13 protein-coding genes are annotated in these 14,512 nt (G+C 59.4%); 9 read left to right on the top strand and 4 right to left on the bottom strand.

Annotated elements, in window-relative coordinates; all coding sequences use genetic code 11:
* Positions 1–75 precede the first annotated feature (75 nt).
* The 9 genes from WCX49_RS01805 to WCX49_RS01765 all read left to right on the top strand — a co-directional run bounded on the left by WCX49_RS01805 (position 76) and on the right by WCX49_RS01765 (position 9,326).
* Positions 76–564 (top strand): hypothetical protein, encoded by a 489-nt coding sequence (locus WCX49_RS01805; RefSeq protein WP_345985878.1) that lies wholly within the window; start codon positions 76–78, stop codon positions 562–564.
* Positions 561–2,681 (top strand): hypothetical protein, encoded by a 2,121-nt coding sequence (locus tag WCX49_RS01800; RefSeq protein WP_345985877.1) that lies wholly within the window; start codon positions 561–563, stop codon positions 2,679–2,681. The genes WCX49_RS01805 and WCX49_RS01800 overlap by 4 nt, the downstream gene beginning before the upstream one ends.
* Positions 2,682–2,925: 244 nt before the next feature.
* The gene (locus WCX49_RS01795) at positions 2,926–3,759 is read left to right on the top strand and encodes an SCO family protein (RefSeq protein WP_345985876.1); all 834 of its coding nucleotides are present in this window, start codon (positions 2,926–2,928) and stop codon (positions 3,757–3,759) included.
* The gene (locus WCX49_RS01790) at positions 3,752–5,398 is read left to right on the top strand and encodes a cbb3-type cytochrome c oxidase subunit I (RefSeq protein ID WP_345985875.1); all 1,647 of its coding nucleotides are present in this window, start codon (positions 3,752–3,754) and stop codon (positions 5,396–5,398) included. Before WCX49_RS01795 ends, WCX49_RS01790 begins: the two co-directional genes overlap by 8 nt.
* Positions 5,398–6,045 (top strand): cytochrome c oxidase subunit 3, encoded by a 648-nt coding sequence (locus WCX49_RS01785; RefSeq protein ID WP_345985874.1) that lies wholly within the window; start codon positions 5,398–5,400, stop codon positions 6,043–6,045. Before WCX49_RS01790 ends, WCX49_RS01785 begins: the two co-directional genes overlap by 1 nt.
* 1 nt (position 6,046) lies before the next feature.
* Positions 6,047–6,328, top strand: coding sequence for a cytochrome C oxidase subunit IV family protein (locus tag WCX49_RS01780; RefSeq protein WP_345985873.1), 282 nt, complete (start codon positions 6,047–6,049; stop codon positions 6,326–6,328).
* A gap of 11 nt (positions 6,329–6,339) precedes the next feature.
* Positions 6,340–7,686, top strand: a complete 1,347-nt coding sequence (gene coxB, locus WCX49_RS01775) for a cytochrome c oxidase subunit II (protein ID WP_345985872.1) — start codon at positions 6,340–6,342, stop codon at positions 7,684–7,686.
* Entirely contained in the window at positions 7,683–8,531 is an 849-nt protein-coding gene (locus tag WCX49_RS01770; protein ID WP_345985871.1) for a UbiA family prenyltransferase, read from the top strand. The genes coxB and WCX49_RS01770 overlap by 4 nt, the downstream gene beginning before the upstream one ends.
* Before the next feature lie 360 nt (positions 8,532–8,891).
* Positions 8,892–9,326 (top strand): hypothetical protein, encoded by a 435-nt coding sequence (locus WCX49_RS01765; RefSeq protein WP_345985870.1) that lies wholly within the window; start codon positions 8,892–8,894, stop codon positions 9,324–9,326.
* Between the two features lie 47 nt (positions 9,327–9,373).
* On the opposite strand, the gene WCX49_RS01760 is transcribed toward WCX49_RS01765, so the two are convergent.
* The 4 genes from WCX49_RS01760 to WCX49_RS01745 all read right to left on the bottom strand — a co-directional run bounded on the left by WCX49_RS01760 (position 9,374) and on the right by WCX49_RS01745 (position 14,497).
* Positions 9,374–10,630: an arsenic transporter gene (locus WCX49_RS01760; RefSeq protein WP_345985869.1), complete on the bottom strand. Its 1,257-nt coding sequence runs from the start codon at positions 10,628–10,630 to the stop codon at positions 9,374–9,376.
* 81 nt (positions 10,631–10,711) lie between these two features.
* Complete coding sequence (locus WCX49_RS01755; protein WP_345985868.1) at positions 10,712–11,854, bottom strand: hypothetical protein; 1,143 nt, start codon at positions 11,852–11,854, stop codon at positions 10,712–10,714.
* Positions 11,835–13,529 (bottom strand): DUF4105 domain-containing protein, encoded by a 1,695-nt coding sequence (locus WCX49_RS01750; protein ID WP_345985867.1) that lies wholly within the window; start codon positions 13,527–13,529, stop codon positions 11,835–11,837. The genes WCX49_RS01755 and WCX49_RS01750 overlap by 20 nt, the downstream gene beginning before the upstream one ends.
* Positions 13,526–14,497, bottom strand: a complete 972-nt coding sequence (locus tag WCX49_RS01745) for a hypothetical protein (RefSeq protein ID WP_345985866.1) — start codon at positions 14,495–14,497, stop codon at positions 13,526–13,528. The genes WCX49_RS01750 and WCX49_RS01745 overlap by 4 nt, the downstream gene beginning before the upstream one ends.
* Positions 14,498–14,512: the final 15 nt, after the last annotated feature.

Below are 14,512 nucleotides of genomic sequence, written 5' to 3'. Positions count from 1 at the left end.
CCCCTCCGGCTGCCACCTATTTGTTCTGTTTATACAGGCAAATGGGAAGAAGGTATACTATAATCGTCATTCATCATGAAATTACTGTTGCTCAGCCTGTTGTCGGTCCTGCTGTTCGCCGCTCCGCTCGTCGCCGGGGTTACGGCCAAAAAACCGCTGGGCTCAGTACTCCCGGTTCTGCTCGCCATCAAAGGCGATGCCATCGAACTGGGGAAAGGGCCGACGGACGTCTACGCCTTCATCGATCCGCGCTGCCCCCATTCGCGGGACTTCGTCGGCATGATCACGGAGAGTGAAAAGATGCAGGAGCGCTACCACTACTACTTTTTTCTCTACGCCCACCCCATGTTCAAGTCCGGGGCCGTCATCAACGCCATCTACAATGCCCCCCGCCCCAAAGAGGCAATGCTGGACTACATGCTCAAACGCGCGCCCCTGCCCAAACTCAACCGCCTCACCCCGCCGGCAATCCATGTCAAAGTCACCCGCATCAAAACGGCAGCCGAGCAGATCGGCGTCGACAAACGCCCCTACCTCATCCTCGACAAAAAGAAGCAGCCATGAGATATCAAGAGACCCCCAAAGTCAGCCGCTACGTCACCTTCGTCTCCCGCAACCGTGCCGCCGTCATCGGGCTTTTCGTGCTGCTTGCCCTCCTGACGCTTGCCCTGGGACGTTTCAGCTTTGTCCTCAGCGACGAACGGTTCTGGCTGGGAGGTTCCCAGGAGCTGGCGATGACGAAGGCGCTGGGGATCGTACCGGAAAACGTGCAGCACCTTCGGGTCTATGTCGACCGGTTCGACGACGACACCAAGGCAAAACTGGCGGCACTGCATACGCAACTGACAGAGGTCCCGGGGGTGCGGCACGTCGATTCGCTCTTCAGCAGCCGCTACATCTATAACGACAAGGCGACCGAGGGGTCGTCGCTCATCAAGGCCCTTCCCCTCTCCGAACTGAGCGCCGCCCAGGCGTACGCCTTTATCCGGGCCCTGCCCGATGCCTACCGCCGCTACGTCACGGAGCACTTCGACGCTTTCGACTACTACCTCTACGGGGATAATCTGCTGGCCGAAGCACAACTCTCCGTCCCTTTCGCCTATACGCTCGATGAGACCGACAACACCTTCAGCCACCGGCAAACCCTGCTCTACCTGGGGCTGATCATCCTGGCCGTCATCCTCTTTTTCCGCTTTATCTTTCACAATTACGTCTCCGCCTTCGCCGCGCTCATCGTCGTCTCGGGCACCCTGCTCTTTACCTTTGAACTCATCTACCTCATCACCGGGCTGCACGAACTGCACCTCGCCCTGGGGCTCATCATCATCGCGATCGCCCTTGTGGACTATCTCTATTTCTACTACCGGTGGCACGTCACCCAGTACCGCGATGACGCGCACCGCGCCCTGCTCAAATCCCTCAACCGGACCGTCACCCCGGCGCTCTGGACCACGGTCATCACCGCCGTAGGGCTGGGAACGCTGCTCTTCTCCGAGAACGAGATCGTCCGGATGCTCAGCATCAGCATCATCGGTGCCTCCCTCATCGCGCTGCTGCTCAACACGACCCTGCTGATCGCCCTCCTCAGCTATTTCCGGGTGCGTCACCCCCGGGTGCGCTTTACGCGGCCCGTTTACTACTTCGTCAGCCGGGAACTGGAGTACAACCCCAGACTCCTGCGTCTGCTCAACCTGGCCACCATCGGCATTTTGCTGCTGGGCCTCAGCCTCTTCCTGACCCGCTCCGACCTGCTCCTCTCCCCGGGACAAAGCGGCCGTACCCTCGTGCTCACCATGCCTTTCGACGAGATCGACCCCGCCGCCGTGGAGCGGATCGACACCTTCGCCTCGGAACTGACACACCGTTTCGCCAGCGTCAACAGGGTCGACAGCGTCGCCGCGCTGCTGCACCTCATCCATCAGGCCGAAGCCCCCGATGAACCGATGGACGACCAGGCGATCCTCCGTGCGCTCTTCTTTATCGACATGTACGATCTCAACCAGCGCTACTTCGACGACGAAAAACAGACACTCAAACTCACCCTTTTCATGGAGCCCGGCGTCGACACGGCGGCGCTGCTCACCTACCTGCGCGGCTACCGGGCGCTGCCCCTGCACTTCAGCGATGTCCGGACCCTCGTACGCAGCGCCAAGCAGCAGCAGATCGTCGTCCTCGCCGCCTCACTCTTTACGGCCCTTGTCATCATCGGGCTGATCATGGGGATCATCTTCGGGTCGGGGCGGATGATCTACATCGGCTTCATCACCAATGCCATCCCCATCGCCTGGTTCGGACTGGCCATGGAGATGCTCGACACTCCCGTCAACCTCGAGATGCTCATCGCCATGTCCATCTCCGTCGGGCTCGGCTCGGACGCGACGGTGCACTTCGCCTTCAAGTATTTCCGCGCGCGCTTCTTCGGCCGCAGCCGCAAACACGCCCTGGAGATCACCTTCTTCTACGGCGCCGTCCCCGTCGTCATCGGTGCCTTCGTCCTCGTCATCTTCTTTGCGTCACTGCTGATGACATCCGTACCGAACCTGCGCGACATCGGCAAATTCGGCGCCGAACTCATCACTCTTTCGCTCGCTACCGACCTGTTCCTCCTCCCGGTTTTCCTGCTCTCCATCGACCCTTACCCCAAAAGCAGGGAGATCCACAAGGACCACTGCACGATCTAAGCCCTTTTTCGGTTTAAAACGAAACGGGGCACTCGGGAACTAGACGCAATCTCAAAGAATCGTTTTGGTTTGTCTCGTTAGCATAGTATTAGAAATCCAAATACTGCCATTCCGACTTTCGGAACAAAAACATGCATTTCCTTCCCGGAAATGCCGGAGGGGAACACAACAGTTTTATCGGGCCGACGACCGTTAGGCCCCATCACGACCACTATTTCGACGTTGTTCACAAGGAGACCACCCCATGTCCGCCGGCATACGACGAAAAAAGACCTACCCGATTGCCCTGCCGTTCTACTGGTTCGCATGCATGCTGCTCTGTGCCGCGGCGAGCTGCGCCGATACGCCGCCCACGCTGGGGATGGAAGAGCATCCCGCCGGACAGCTGCCGATGGACGTCCCCTTTATCGATGACGAGGGGCACCGCACCACCTTCGCGCAGATCATGCAGGGCAAACCGGCCATACTCACCCTCAACTACTACGGCTGCCCCGGGCTCTGCACCCCCCAGCTCAACGACCTCGCCCAGAACCTCCCGATGGTCAAACTGGCCGAAGGCAACGAGTATAAGATCATCACCCTCAGTTTCAATCCCGACGAGGGGCCTGCCGACGCGGCCAAGAAAAAAGCGAATCTCCTCGCCTCCATGCCCCGCCCCTTCGACCCCGCCGCCTGGACCTTTCTGACCGGCAGCGACGCCAACATCCGCAGGGTGACCGACGCCGTGGGCTTCCAATACGAAAAACAGGTCGGACCGAACGGCATGGAGGAGTACGTTCACCCCGCCGTGCTCGTCGCCCTCTCCCCGGAGGGGAAGATCACCCGCTACCTCAACGGAATCCAGCAGCTCCCCTTCGATATCCAGATGGCCCTGATGGAAGCCTCGGAGGGGAAAGTGCGCCCCACCATCGCCAAGGGGCTGCTCTTCTGTTTCGCCTTCGACCCCAAGAACAAGACCTACGTCTTTGCCGCCGAAAAGTTCGGAGCCATCGCCCTGACGCTTATCCTGGCCGGTTTCTTCCTCTACCTGGTGCTCTCCGGCAGAAAAACGCGTTCCATGGAGGACAAAAATGCCTAGCTTCTATCATGAAACCCATACCCTCTTCGGGCATCTGCGCAACCCCGTCCTGCAGTGGATATTCAGCATCGACCACAAGCGCATCGGCCTGATGTATATGGCGGTGATGTTCACGCTCTTTTTCATGGCCGTGGGCGCCGCACTGACGATGCGCGCGGAGCTTTTCGCGCCCGGGGCCCAGTTCCTCGAACCGCAGACCTACAACGAACTCTTCACCTTCCACGGCGTGACGATGATCTTCCTGTTCATCGTCCCCGGGATCCCCGCGACCCTCGGTAACTTCATGCTGCCGCTGATGCTGGGGGCGCGCGACGTCTCTTTTCCCCGTCTGAACCTTCTGTCATGGTGGCTCTACATCCTGGGGGTTATCCTCGGCCTCTCCTCGCTGGTCACGGGACAGGGGTTCGCCGATACGGGCTGGACCTTCTACGCCCCCTACAGCATCCGCACCGATGCCCATGTGCTTTCCACCCTGACCGCCGCTTTCATCCTGGGCCTCTCTTCTATTCTGACCGGCCTCAATTTTGTCGTCACCATTCACCGGCTCCGCGCTCCGGGCATGAATTTCTTCAAGATGCCGCTCTTCATCTGGGGGCTCTACGCCACGGCATGGATCCAGGTGCTCGCGACCCCGGTCGTCGGCATCACCCTGCTGCTGGTGATCCTTGAACGCACCCTGGGAGTGGGGATCTTCGACCCGACGAAAGGGGGCGATCCCGTCCTCTTCGAACACCTCTTCTGGATCTACTCCCACCCCGCAGTCTACCTGATGATCCTCCCCGGCTTCGGCATCGTCTCGGAGGTGCTGCCCGCGTTCACGCGCCGCACCATCTTCGGCTACCACGCCATCGCCATCTCCTCGGCATCCATCGCCGGGATAGGCTATCTCGTGTGGGGGCATCACATGTTTACGTCCGGCATGAGCGACCTGGCCCGGATCATCTTCTCCTTTCTCACCTTCCTCGTCGCGGTGCCCACGGGGGTTAAGATCTTCGACTGGGTGGCGACGATGTACAAAGGCTCCATCATCCTCTCCACGCCGATGCTCTGGATACTGGGAAGCATCATCAACTTCACCGTCGGCGGGCTGACGGGCCTGACCCTGGGCGCCATCGGGCCGGATATCCACCTGCACGACACCTACTATGTCGTGGCACATTTCCACTACACTATTCTCGGTGGGGTCATCTTCATGTTTATCGGGGGTCTACACTACTGGTACCCGAAGATCACCGGGAAGCTCTATGACGAAGGGCTGGGACGCATCGCATTCGGGCTCGCCTTCGTCGGCTTCAACACCCTCTGGTTCCCGATGTTCCTCGCCGGCTTTCTCGGCAACCCCCGCCGCTATTTTGACTATCTGCCCGATTTCACCGTCTACCACCAGATCTCGGGCATCGGGGCGCTGCTGATAGCATCCGGACTGGTCATGATCGTCTACACCTTCTACCGGGGGCTCCGCTCGGGGCGGGAAGCGGGTCCCAACCCCTGGAACGCGACGACACTGGAGTGGCACATCCCCTCGCCCCCGCCGCTGGAAAACTTCGCCAAGATCCCCTACGTGGATTTCGAGCCCTACGAATACGATGCGGGTGAGCCCCTCGTGCAGTTCGATGAAAACTTCCGGAGGATACGCTGATGCAACAGGAAATGGCCTACGACGCGCAGGGACAGCCCCATCCCGTCGCCGACTTTCACGATGACTACGGGGGAGCCAAACTGGGATTCTGGGTCTTTTTGATGACCGAGGCGATGATGTTCGGAACGCTCTTCCTGCTCTTCGCCATCTACTTCTACCGCCATACGGAGAGCTATGTCGCCTCCTCCGGCCACCTCGACGTCTGGCTGGGCGGCACCAATACGGTGATCCTGCTCGTGAGCACCTACACGATGGGGCTCGGCACGATGATGCTGCGCCGTGGCAGGGTCCGCGCCGCGGTCCTGCTCGTGGGAGCTACCACCCTGATGGCCCTTATCTTCCTCGGGATCAAAGCCGTTGAGTGGAACATGGAAATCAGCCGGGGCATCTACCCCGGTTCGGGGGTACTTGACGCCCTGGACAGAGGCGAGATCCTCTTTTTCGGCCTCTACTTCGTGATGACGGGGCTGCACGGCCTGCACGTTATCGCCGGGGTGGCACTGATGAGCTGGGTGCTGCTGCTGATCCGCTCCGGCGGCATCCGGCCCGAGCATACCATCGCCATGAAGAATGTCACGCTCTACTGGGACTTTGTCCACCTCGTCTGGATCGTCCTCTTCCCGCTGTTTTACATGATAGGAGTCTGAGATGGAACACGCTACCCCCTCCGTCGCCCTCTACACCAAAGTGCTGGGCGGACTGCTACTGCTGACACTGCTGACCTTCGTGCAGCCCTCACTCCTTCCCCTTGACGTCGGCGGCACTGTCGGGACCCAGATGCTCATCGCCGTCCTGAAGGTCGCCCTGGTCGCCGCGTACTACATGCACCTGCGCAGTGAGACGGCGTATCTCAAAGGGTACGTCGTCATGGCCCTGATGATCCTCGCGGTCTTTTTCATCATCGTCGGCATCGACGTAGCCCATTCATAAAAGGAGACGGCATGCTCGAAGGATTCAATCAAAACGTTTCCACCTTCGCCGCCGACGTGGACCGCGCCTTCTGGATCACAACAGGCATCTCCATCGCCATGTTCATCCTGGTGGCAGGCCTGATGGTGCTCTTCATCGTCCGCTACCACCACAGCCGGGTCGAGCCCGGGGAGATACGCAACATCCGCGACCACCTGGGGCTCGAGATCGCCTGGACGGTCATCCCGACGATCCTGCTCTTCGTCATCTTCTACTACGGCTACACCTCTTTCCGGGACCTGCGAACGATGCCCGGAGACGCCTTCACCGTCGACGTGCTGGGCAAGCGCTGGTCCTGGACCTTCACCTATCCCAACGGCAAGCAGACCGCCGAGCTCTATGTTCCCGTCGGCAAAAACATCAAGCTGATCATGGGTGCGCCCGACGGCGACGTCCTGCACAGCTTCTTCGTCCCCGCCTTCCGGGTCAAGGAGGATGTCGTCCCCGGGCGCAAAACGCACATCTGGTTCAACGCCACGAAGCCGGGACGGTATGACATCGAATGCGCCGAGTACTGCGGCCTCAGCCATTCGAAAATGCTTTCGAAAGTCGAAGTCATGCAGGCAGCGGATTTCGATGCGTGGTACGCCAGCGACAAGCTGAGCCCCCACGACACGGCCGCGCCAAAAAGTCAAGGGGAGATGCTCTACAAAACGCTGGGATGTGTCTCCTGCCACAGCCTAGACGGTTCCATCATCGTCGGCCCCTCCTTTGCGGGACTCTTCGGCAAAGAAGTCACCGTGACAACGGGCGGCAAAACGCGCCGGACCGTCGTCGACGACGCCTACCTCGAACGTGCCATCCGCGCACCGGGCGCCGACGTGGCCGAGGGCTTCCCCGACGGCGTCATGCCCGACCTCTCCGGCCAGATCGACGCCGAGCAGCTGAAGGCGCTCGTCACCTTTATCAAAGAGCAAAACGGTTCCGGCGGCGGTGCGGCGCCCGAGACGGCCCCTCACGGGGAGACGGCACCGGCCGCAACACCTACACCGGAACCAGCCGCACCGAAGGAGGCGTCTGCCGCGCCTGACGGGGCGACCCTCTTCAATACGAAGGGGTGCGGCGCCTGCCACAGCCTCGACGGTTCGAAAAAGCTCGGTCCGACGCTCAAAGGCCTCTACGGCAGCACGCTGACGGTCGTCACCGACGGCAAAAACCGCGAGGTGACCGCCGACGAAGCCTACCTGCGCAGCTCCGTCGAAACCCCGAACGCCGACATCGTCGAAGGCTTTGCGCCGGGGCTTATGCCCCCCTTCGGGAAGATGCTCTCCGCTGAGGAGATCGAAGCGCTCGTCACCTACATGAAGGAGCTCAAATGATTCGCACACTGATGGAACTGACCAAATTCCGCCTCTCGGCGGCGGTGACGCTCTCCGCCGTTTTCGGCTTCGCCCTGGGCGGCGGCAGAGATCTTGCGCCGCTTCTTCCCTCAACGCTGGCCGTACTGCTCCTCGCCCTGGGCGTTTCGGCGCTGAACCAGTACCAGGAGTGGGAGAGCGACAGCAAGATGAAACGCACGAAACGGCGGCCCATCCCCTCCGGGCGTGTCCATCCCGATGCCGCCCTGGCCGTCTCGCTGGCACTGATCGCCCTGGGGACGCTCCTGATCTCCGCCACGCTGAAAACGACGGGCCTGCTGCTCTTCCTCTTCGTCCCTTTCTGGTACAACGGCGTCTACACCATCCTCAAACGCTATTCGGCCTTCGCCGTCGTGCCGGGGGGGCTGCTGGGGATGATCCCCCCGGCCATCGGCTGGCTCGCCGCGGGGCAGAGCCTCGCCGATCCGGAGTTCTTTGCGCTCGGGCTGCTCTTTTTCGTCTGGCAGGTGCCTCACTTCTGGCTGCTCGCGGCCAAACACGACGCCGACTACCGCGCTGCGGGCTTTCCCACGGCCGTCGAAATCTTCGGCGAAACCGGCTTCCGCCGCGTGCTCTGCGTCTGGTGGATGATGACCATCTTCTGCGCCCTCTACACCGCGGCGATCTTCGGGATCAGGAGCTCCGTCATCCTGCTGCTGCTCGCAGCGCTGGCCGCCGCCACGGCCGCCGCGGGCGGGCGCATCCCCTTCCGGCAGCTCACCGCCGAACGCGCCGGTACCCTTTTCCGGGGAATCAACCTCTTCCTGCTCGCTACAATGACCCTGATGAGCATCGATACGATCTAGTTAAGAGTAACATGCGACTATCCGCTTCTCCCGTCAAGGCCGAAACGAAAATTAGCGTGTCGAGCGGATAACAATAGAATGGAATATCCCGAAAGCGGCAGCCCTTTGCACTTTCTTTTTCCCGGTTCGGCTTTTTCTTTGTGCATGCAAAGAAAAAGGGGAACAAACACCTTTAAAACAACAACCGGACTAGCGCAGACACAGGAGGGTCGCCAGCAACCCCTCCCCTAAAATCAGAGGAGAACTTTCCCCTCATGAACACACATATCACTTTTATTAATTTGTTCTAAAGAGTTTTAATATAATATTAATCAACTAATTTCTGCTATATACAGAATATTCTCTATACAAAGGGTGATAATGAGTAGAGGTCTACTATTTATATTTCTAAGCTTTTCTACTTTATTTGTCTTTTCAGGATGTGCAGGCAAAGGTGAAGTATTCACAGCATTTAAAGAACCTGTCAACGATAACGGCCTTCTTTACATATATCGACCGGATCGTTTTACAGGTATGGTTGTAAGTTATGACGTTAAAGACAAACACACGCAAGAAGTCATCGGAACACTTCGGAATAGTAGCTTTATTTCAAAAAGTCTCCCGGCAGGAAGGTACACACTGATTACACCCTCTGATGAGTTGGATATCACAATCGAAAAAAACAGGATCACATGTCTTACAAGCTACATTGATATGGTCCATGACCTTGGTATCGGTTTCGCAACACATGTTCTCAAGCCTGTTCCTATTATCCAATGCAGAGATGAAATCAAACAGACCAATGAAAGCCTCTAACTAAAATAAATCATCAGGGAAACCTCATCAAATCTTGATGGAATATTTTAACCCAGCAACCCGACTAGCGCCGCCAGCAAAACAGGCGGCGTAATAACAAGGCCGACTTTCATATACTCTCCCCACCCTATCTTCACGCCTTTGTTGGCAAGCACATGCAGCCAGAGCAGGGTTGCCAGCGAGCCGATCGGCGTCATCTTCGGCCCCAGGTTGGCACCGAGGATGTTTGCGTATGCCAGGGCGTTCTGCCCCGCGTCGGCGATGGCGATATCCATGATCATAATGGTGGGCATGTTATTCATCACGGCGCTGAGGCCGGCGGAGAGGAAGCCGGTCCCGATGACCGCCACCGCCTCTCCCTGTGCCGCCATCGCCGTCACCGCATCGGCCAGGTAGTCGGTCAGCCCCGCGTTTTTCAGCCCGTAGACGACGACGTAGAGGCCGATGGAGAACCAGACGACCTGCCACGGTGCTGCCTTGACGGTCATGATGGGTTTGACCGCCTTGTAGTAGTCGGCGATAAAGAGGAAAACGACCGCCCCGCCCAGGGCGAAGAGGGAGATGGGGAGCTCATAGTGGTCGCCGACAAAGTAGCCCGCCATCAGCAGGGCGAGAAAGCCCCAGCTGAGCCGGAACATCGTCATGTTCTTGATGACACTGGCGGGTTCGGGGAGTTCGGAGACGTCGACCTTGAGCGGGATATCTTTACGGAAATAGAGCCAGAGCACGATGATCGACGCCGCGATACTGAAGAGGTTCGGCAGGAACATCGCCTGTGCGTATTCCCAAAACCCGAGGTCAAAGTAGCCCGCGGTCACGATGTTCGTGAGGTTGGAGATCACCAGCGGGTTGGAGGCGCTGTCGCCGATAAATCCCCCCGCCATCAGGAAGGCGAAGACGGCGACGGGGTTCATTTTCAGGTGCTTCATCTTCGCCAGCAAGATCGGCGTGAGAATGAGCGCCGCCCCGTCGTTGGCGAAGAAAGCCGCCACCAAGGCGCCCAACAACAGGATGTAGACGAACATTTTGTTGCCGCTGCCCCCGGAAAGCTTTGCCATCTTGAGCGCCGCCCACTCGAAAAAGCCTATCTCGTCGAGCACGAGGGAGAGGAGGATGATCCCGATAAAGGCGAGCGTCGCGTCCCAGACGATTCCCGTCACCGTCCAGACGTCATCGACACTGACGACGCCGAGAATGACGGCGATGACGGCGCCGATGACGGCCGTCGTCCCGATCTGGAGCCCTTTGGGCTGCCAGATGACGAAGAGGAGGGTAATAAGAAAAAGCAGGGCCGCCGTCAGCATGGGAGCATCCTTGGGTGTGAATCAGCCGAAACTATATCAATCTTTCTTGATTTAATCAAGCCGGCAAATGCAACCGTCCTATCAATACCGTGTCAATTTCTCATTGGTGGAGTAGTTGTGTTTTCCTGCACTCTGTCTATGCGAATTTTTCACGGAGTCGAAGACGCCCCCGATACTGTCAAATGCACTGCGATTGTTACAGCTATGTGTGAAATGGTTGTCCGCATAGATGTAGGCAGGATAGTCTACGGGTTTACATGTTACCGATCCCGTCTGATGCGAAAAAACACAATGTTCATAGTCAATGACGGCCACTTTTTTCAGATGCGGCTGGCTCGCTGCCATCGTCTCGCTGTAGACCAGGTAACATGTATACTGTTTTGCCCCTGTGCCCCCAGCACCTGTAGCCGAAGCGCTGCCCGCACTGGCCAGGCGTCTCTCCTGTTTTTGGCGACTACGCTCTTCTTCGGCATTCGCCAGCTTTTGTCGCTTACGTTCCAGATCCTTCTGCAGTTGATCATACTTGCGCTGCTTTTCCGCGGCCCGTTGCTCCCGCTGACGCCGTTCATAGTCCCGCTGCTGCGCCTGGCGGGCGGCATCCATACGCTTTTGGCGGGATGCCATCTCACCCTCGCGCTGCTTCATTTCCATCATTTCATTCGTTTTGCGTACAGCGGCATAGGTGCCCTGGTCAGCCTTTTCGAGCATACGACGGCTCTCCATTGCCGACTCCATCAGTTTGTTATAGACATCCATACCGGTTGAGCCTGAAGCATCGTCCTCTTCCATCGCCATCCGGCGGGCATACTCGCGCTCGGCCCGCTTCTGCTCCTTGCGCAGCTCTTCCATCTCCTCTTCCAACGCGATCCGCTCCGCCTCTTCACGCTCCTCCTGGCGGATCTCGGCTTTGAGATTCCGCCGGCTGTGTTCGAGCACCGTTTTGTCCTGGGCGCTGCGGGCATAGCTCTCGGCTTTGGCGAGCTGCTTCCTGGCGCATCTGAAGTTGCGTGCGATGATGCACGATTCCGCCTCGCTGATCGCGTCATCGAAATCCATCTTGTCGAGCTGGTCAAGCTGATCGAGCATCTGAAGCATACGCTGCTGTTTGCTTGCATCCGTGGCTGCGTGCAACGGCGAAACAGACGGCACCGAAAAGAGTAGAGCGAGCAGGGGCAGCAGTTGCCAAAAACGGCCGATAGAGGCTTTAACGGATGGGGGTATCATAGGGAATCTCCTGAAGTTTGAGGATGTTGCCGGTGGTTTCATCCAGCAGGCGGGTAGTGTATATGAGCTGTTGCCACTGGTCACTTCCCGGCCGGTTGATCGCGGTGAGGATGGCATTCAGTCTGGCCGGGGCCCCCTCTTCGCGGCAGAGGGCCGGACGGGGGAGTGACGGCAGCGTGCTCTGCGGGTCCGGGATGGCCCGGCGTGTCGGGAACGCTGCCGTTACCAGCCGGACCGACTGCAAAAAACAGGCCCGGAAAAACGCACGGTCGTCGCCGGCAAGCGGCTCCAGGGTTTCGGCGGACTGGAGCTGATCGCCGTAATCATTAAGGTAGCGGCTGCCCAGGGCCTGCAGCCGTCGTTCGCCGCGCAGCAGGGCCAGCTCCTCCAAAAGGATCTGTGCCTCGAGGAGGTGCGGCTCCCGGCCGAGGCGTTCACGGTAGCGACGGTCGCCGACAATGGTCTCAAACCGTACCTCCGGCGGCCGTGCAAGGTAGGTGTCGATATCATCGAAAGCGGGGCTTGTCATGCCCGCAAGCACCGCTTTGAGGGCCGCTTCATAGTACCCTTCGGTACTGGAAAAATAGTAACCGCCCTCTTCGGCCTGCGCCAAAGAAGCGAGTCGCTCCCCCTCCACCAGGGACGTCTCCCGCATCGCCTCGAAAAAAGTGTCGGGCCGCAGATAGGCATCATCCGAGATCGGCTGCTCCGTGTAACCGGGCAGCAGGGCACGCAGGGTCATCTGCAGCAGCGTGGCACAGTTGCGGCTGAAAAAGCTGTAGTCACCCTCAAAGCGCCAGTGGATCTCGTCAAGCTGCCGCAACAGGGTCTGAAGCTGCGCCCCGCTCAGCGTCAGCGGCAGGGAATAGAGTTCCCGGAACTCGTCGATGGCATACCCGCGGTAGACATCCATAAAGGGAAAGGCGAAGAGGTGCGCTCTGTAGGCGCCGCTGAGGGCCTTGACGCTATTGAGTTCAAACTCGTCGATATGCGCCATGTATCCCAGCACCAGGTGTCCGTAGAGATTGCTCTCGCATGCCTCGGGCGACGTTTCACCTTCGGGACAGATGACCAGGCGCAGGGCGACGTGGCCGAAACGCGAAGCCATTGCACTCCCCTCGCCGGCAAAGAGCAGGTGAATGGCATAGAGCCGCTCCGGTGCAAGCCAGAAAGGAACAAGGCCCTCTGTCCGGCTGACCACCAGGAAAGGAAGCGGTTCCGTACAACGTGGAACGGGCAATCCGTACCGCGCCTGGAAATAGGCGCTGTAAACGGGGTGGCGGCAGGGGTAATCCGGCTCCAGCAGGAAGCCGGCCAGCGCATCGGCAAAGGCGTGCTGCGGCGAAGGCGAGGCCTCGAGCAGTGCAAGACGCCGGCGGAATTCCTCGTCGGCGCTCAGCAGGGGTGTACGGCTCTGCTGGATCAGATCCGACAGGGTCTCCGTCGCATTGTACTCACTGCCGACATCGGTCTGTGTACTACGCGCAGAGATGGCCAGACGCGGCAGGGCCTCTTCCCGGATGGCACGCTGCAGGGGGTCCGGAACCTGTTGCAAAGTGGTCGCGAGCGTCTCCCATTGCCGGAGGCTGAGACTGTGCAGCGGCGCATCAGGTGCCGGATCACGAAAGGCACAACCGCCCAGCAGCAGAAGCAGCAGGGCCGAAAGCCATCTCATCGGGCCGCGAAGGTTCCCACAGACGCTACGGGGTCGGCATGATAGGCCCGGGCCAGCATGGAGGCCGGTTTGGCCCAGGCGGCAGGGTGTGCCGCGTATTTTTTCTGGATCTCGCGCCGCTCCATCCAACGTGTCGGCAGGGAGGTGAGGTCAAAAATAAGGGCCAGAGGAGATAACGTCGCGGATGAGAGTCCGGCAAACGGGTCACGCTCCCGTGCCATATCGGCAACGGCCTGATCAAAATATTTTGTATAGGAAGCGCGCTCCAATGCCGCCGCTTTGTCAGCCTGGCGGCGGGCGGCCGCCTGCCGGCGCTGCTCTGCCGCCAGTCGCTGCCGCTCCGCTTCCTTGCCTTTTTCGTATTGATCCATCCATGCCGTCGCCTTGGCCTGGTCGCGTGCCACACCTTTGCCCTGCTTGTAACGCTCGGCGATTTTGGCCATGGCATCGAGATCGCCGCTTTCGGCGGCTTTCAGGTCCTGCGAAGCCAGGACCGCTTCGATCTTGTCACGCCACAGCTGCGCCTGCCCCGCGTCACGGCGAACCCCGGTGCCGGCATCGTAGAGCTCGGCCACTTTGGCCATGGCGGCCATGTCGCCGTTTTCGGCCGACTTCAATGTCGCTTCGAAGGCTGCCCTCTTCCGGGCCTGCAGGGCTGCCTGTGTCAGCTGCGGGGCGGAGAGCACCACTTTGACCCGCTTGGCCACCCCGGCTATGGCGGTGAAACGCTCTGTGAACATCTGTTCATGCTCCGGATCGGGCATCCTTTTCGCCTCGACCGTCGTCGGACCGGCGGAGATGAAGACATCGAGGGGACTCTCCGAGCACTCCCCCTTTACACTGCCGTTGACATAGATCGTCGCACCGCTGTCCTGCGGGGCGCACAAAATACGCAATACGGTGTCATTCGCCTGGACGGCAACGGTAAAAACGGTGAGCAGGGGTATAAAAATCTGAGTTTTCTTCATATTCTCTTCCGGGGT

Source organism: Sulfurimonas sp. HSL-1656 (genome assembly GCF_039645585.1).
GTDB classification, from domain to species: domain Bacteria; phylum Campylobacterota; class Campylobacteria; order Campylobacterales; family Sulfurimonadaceae; genus Thiomicrolovo; species Thiomicrolovo subterrani.
This window is presented reverse-complemented; position numbering and strand designations above follow the sequence as displayed.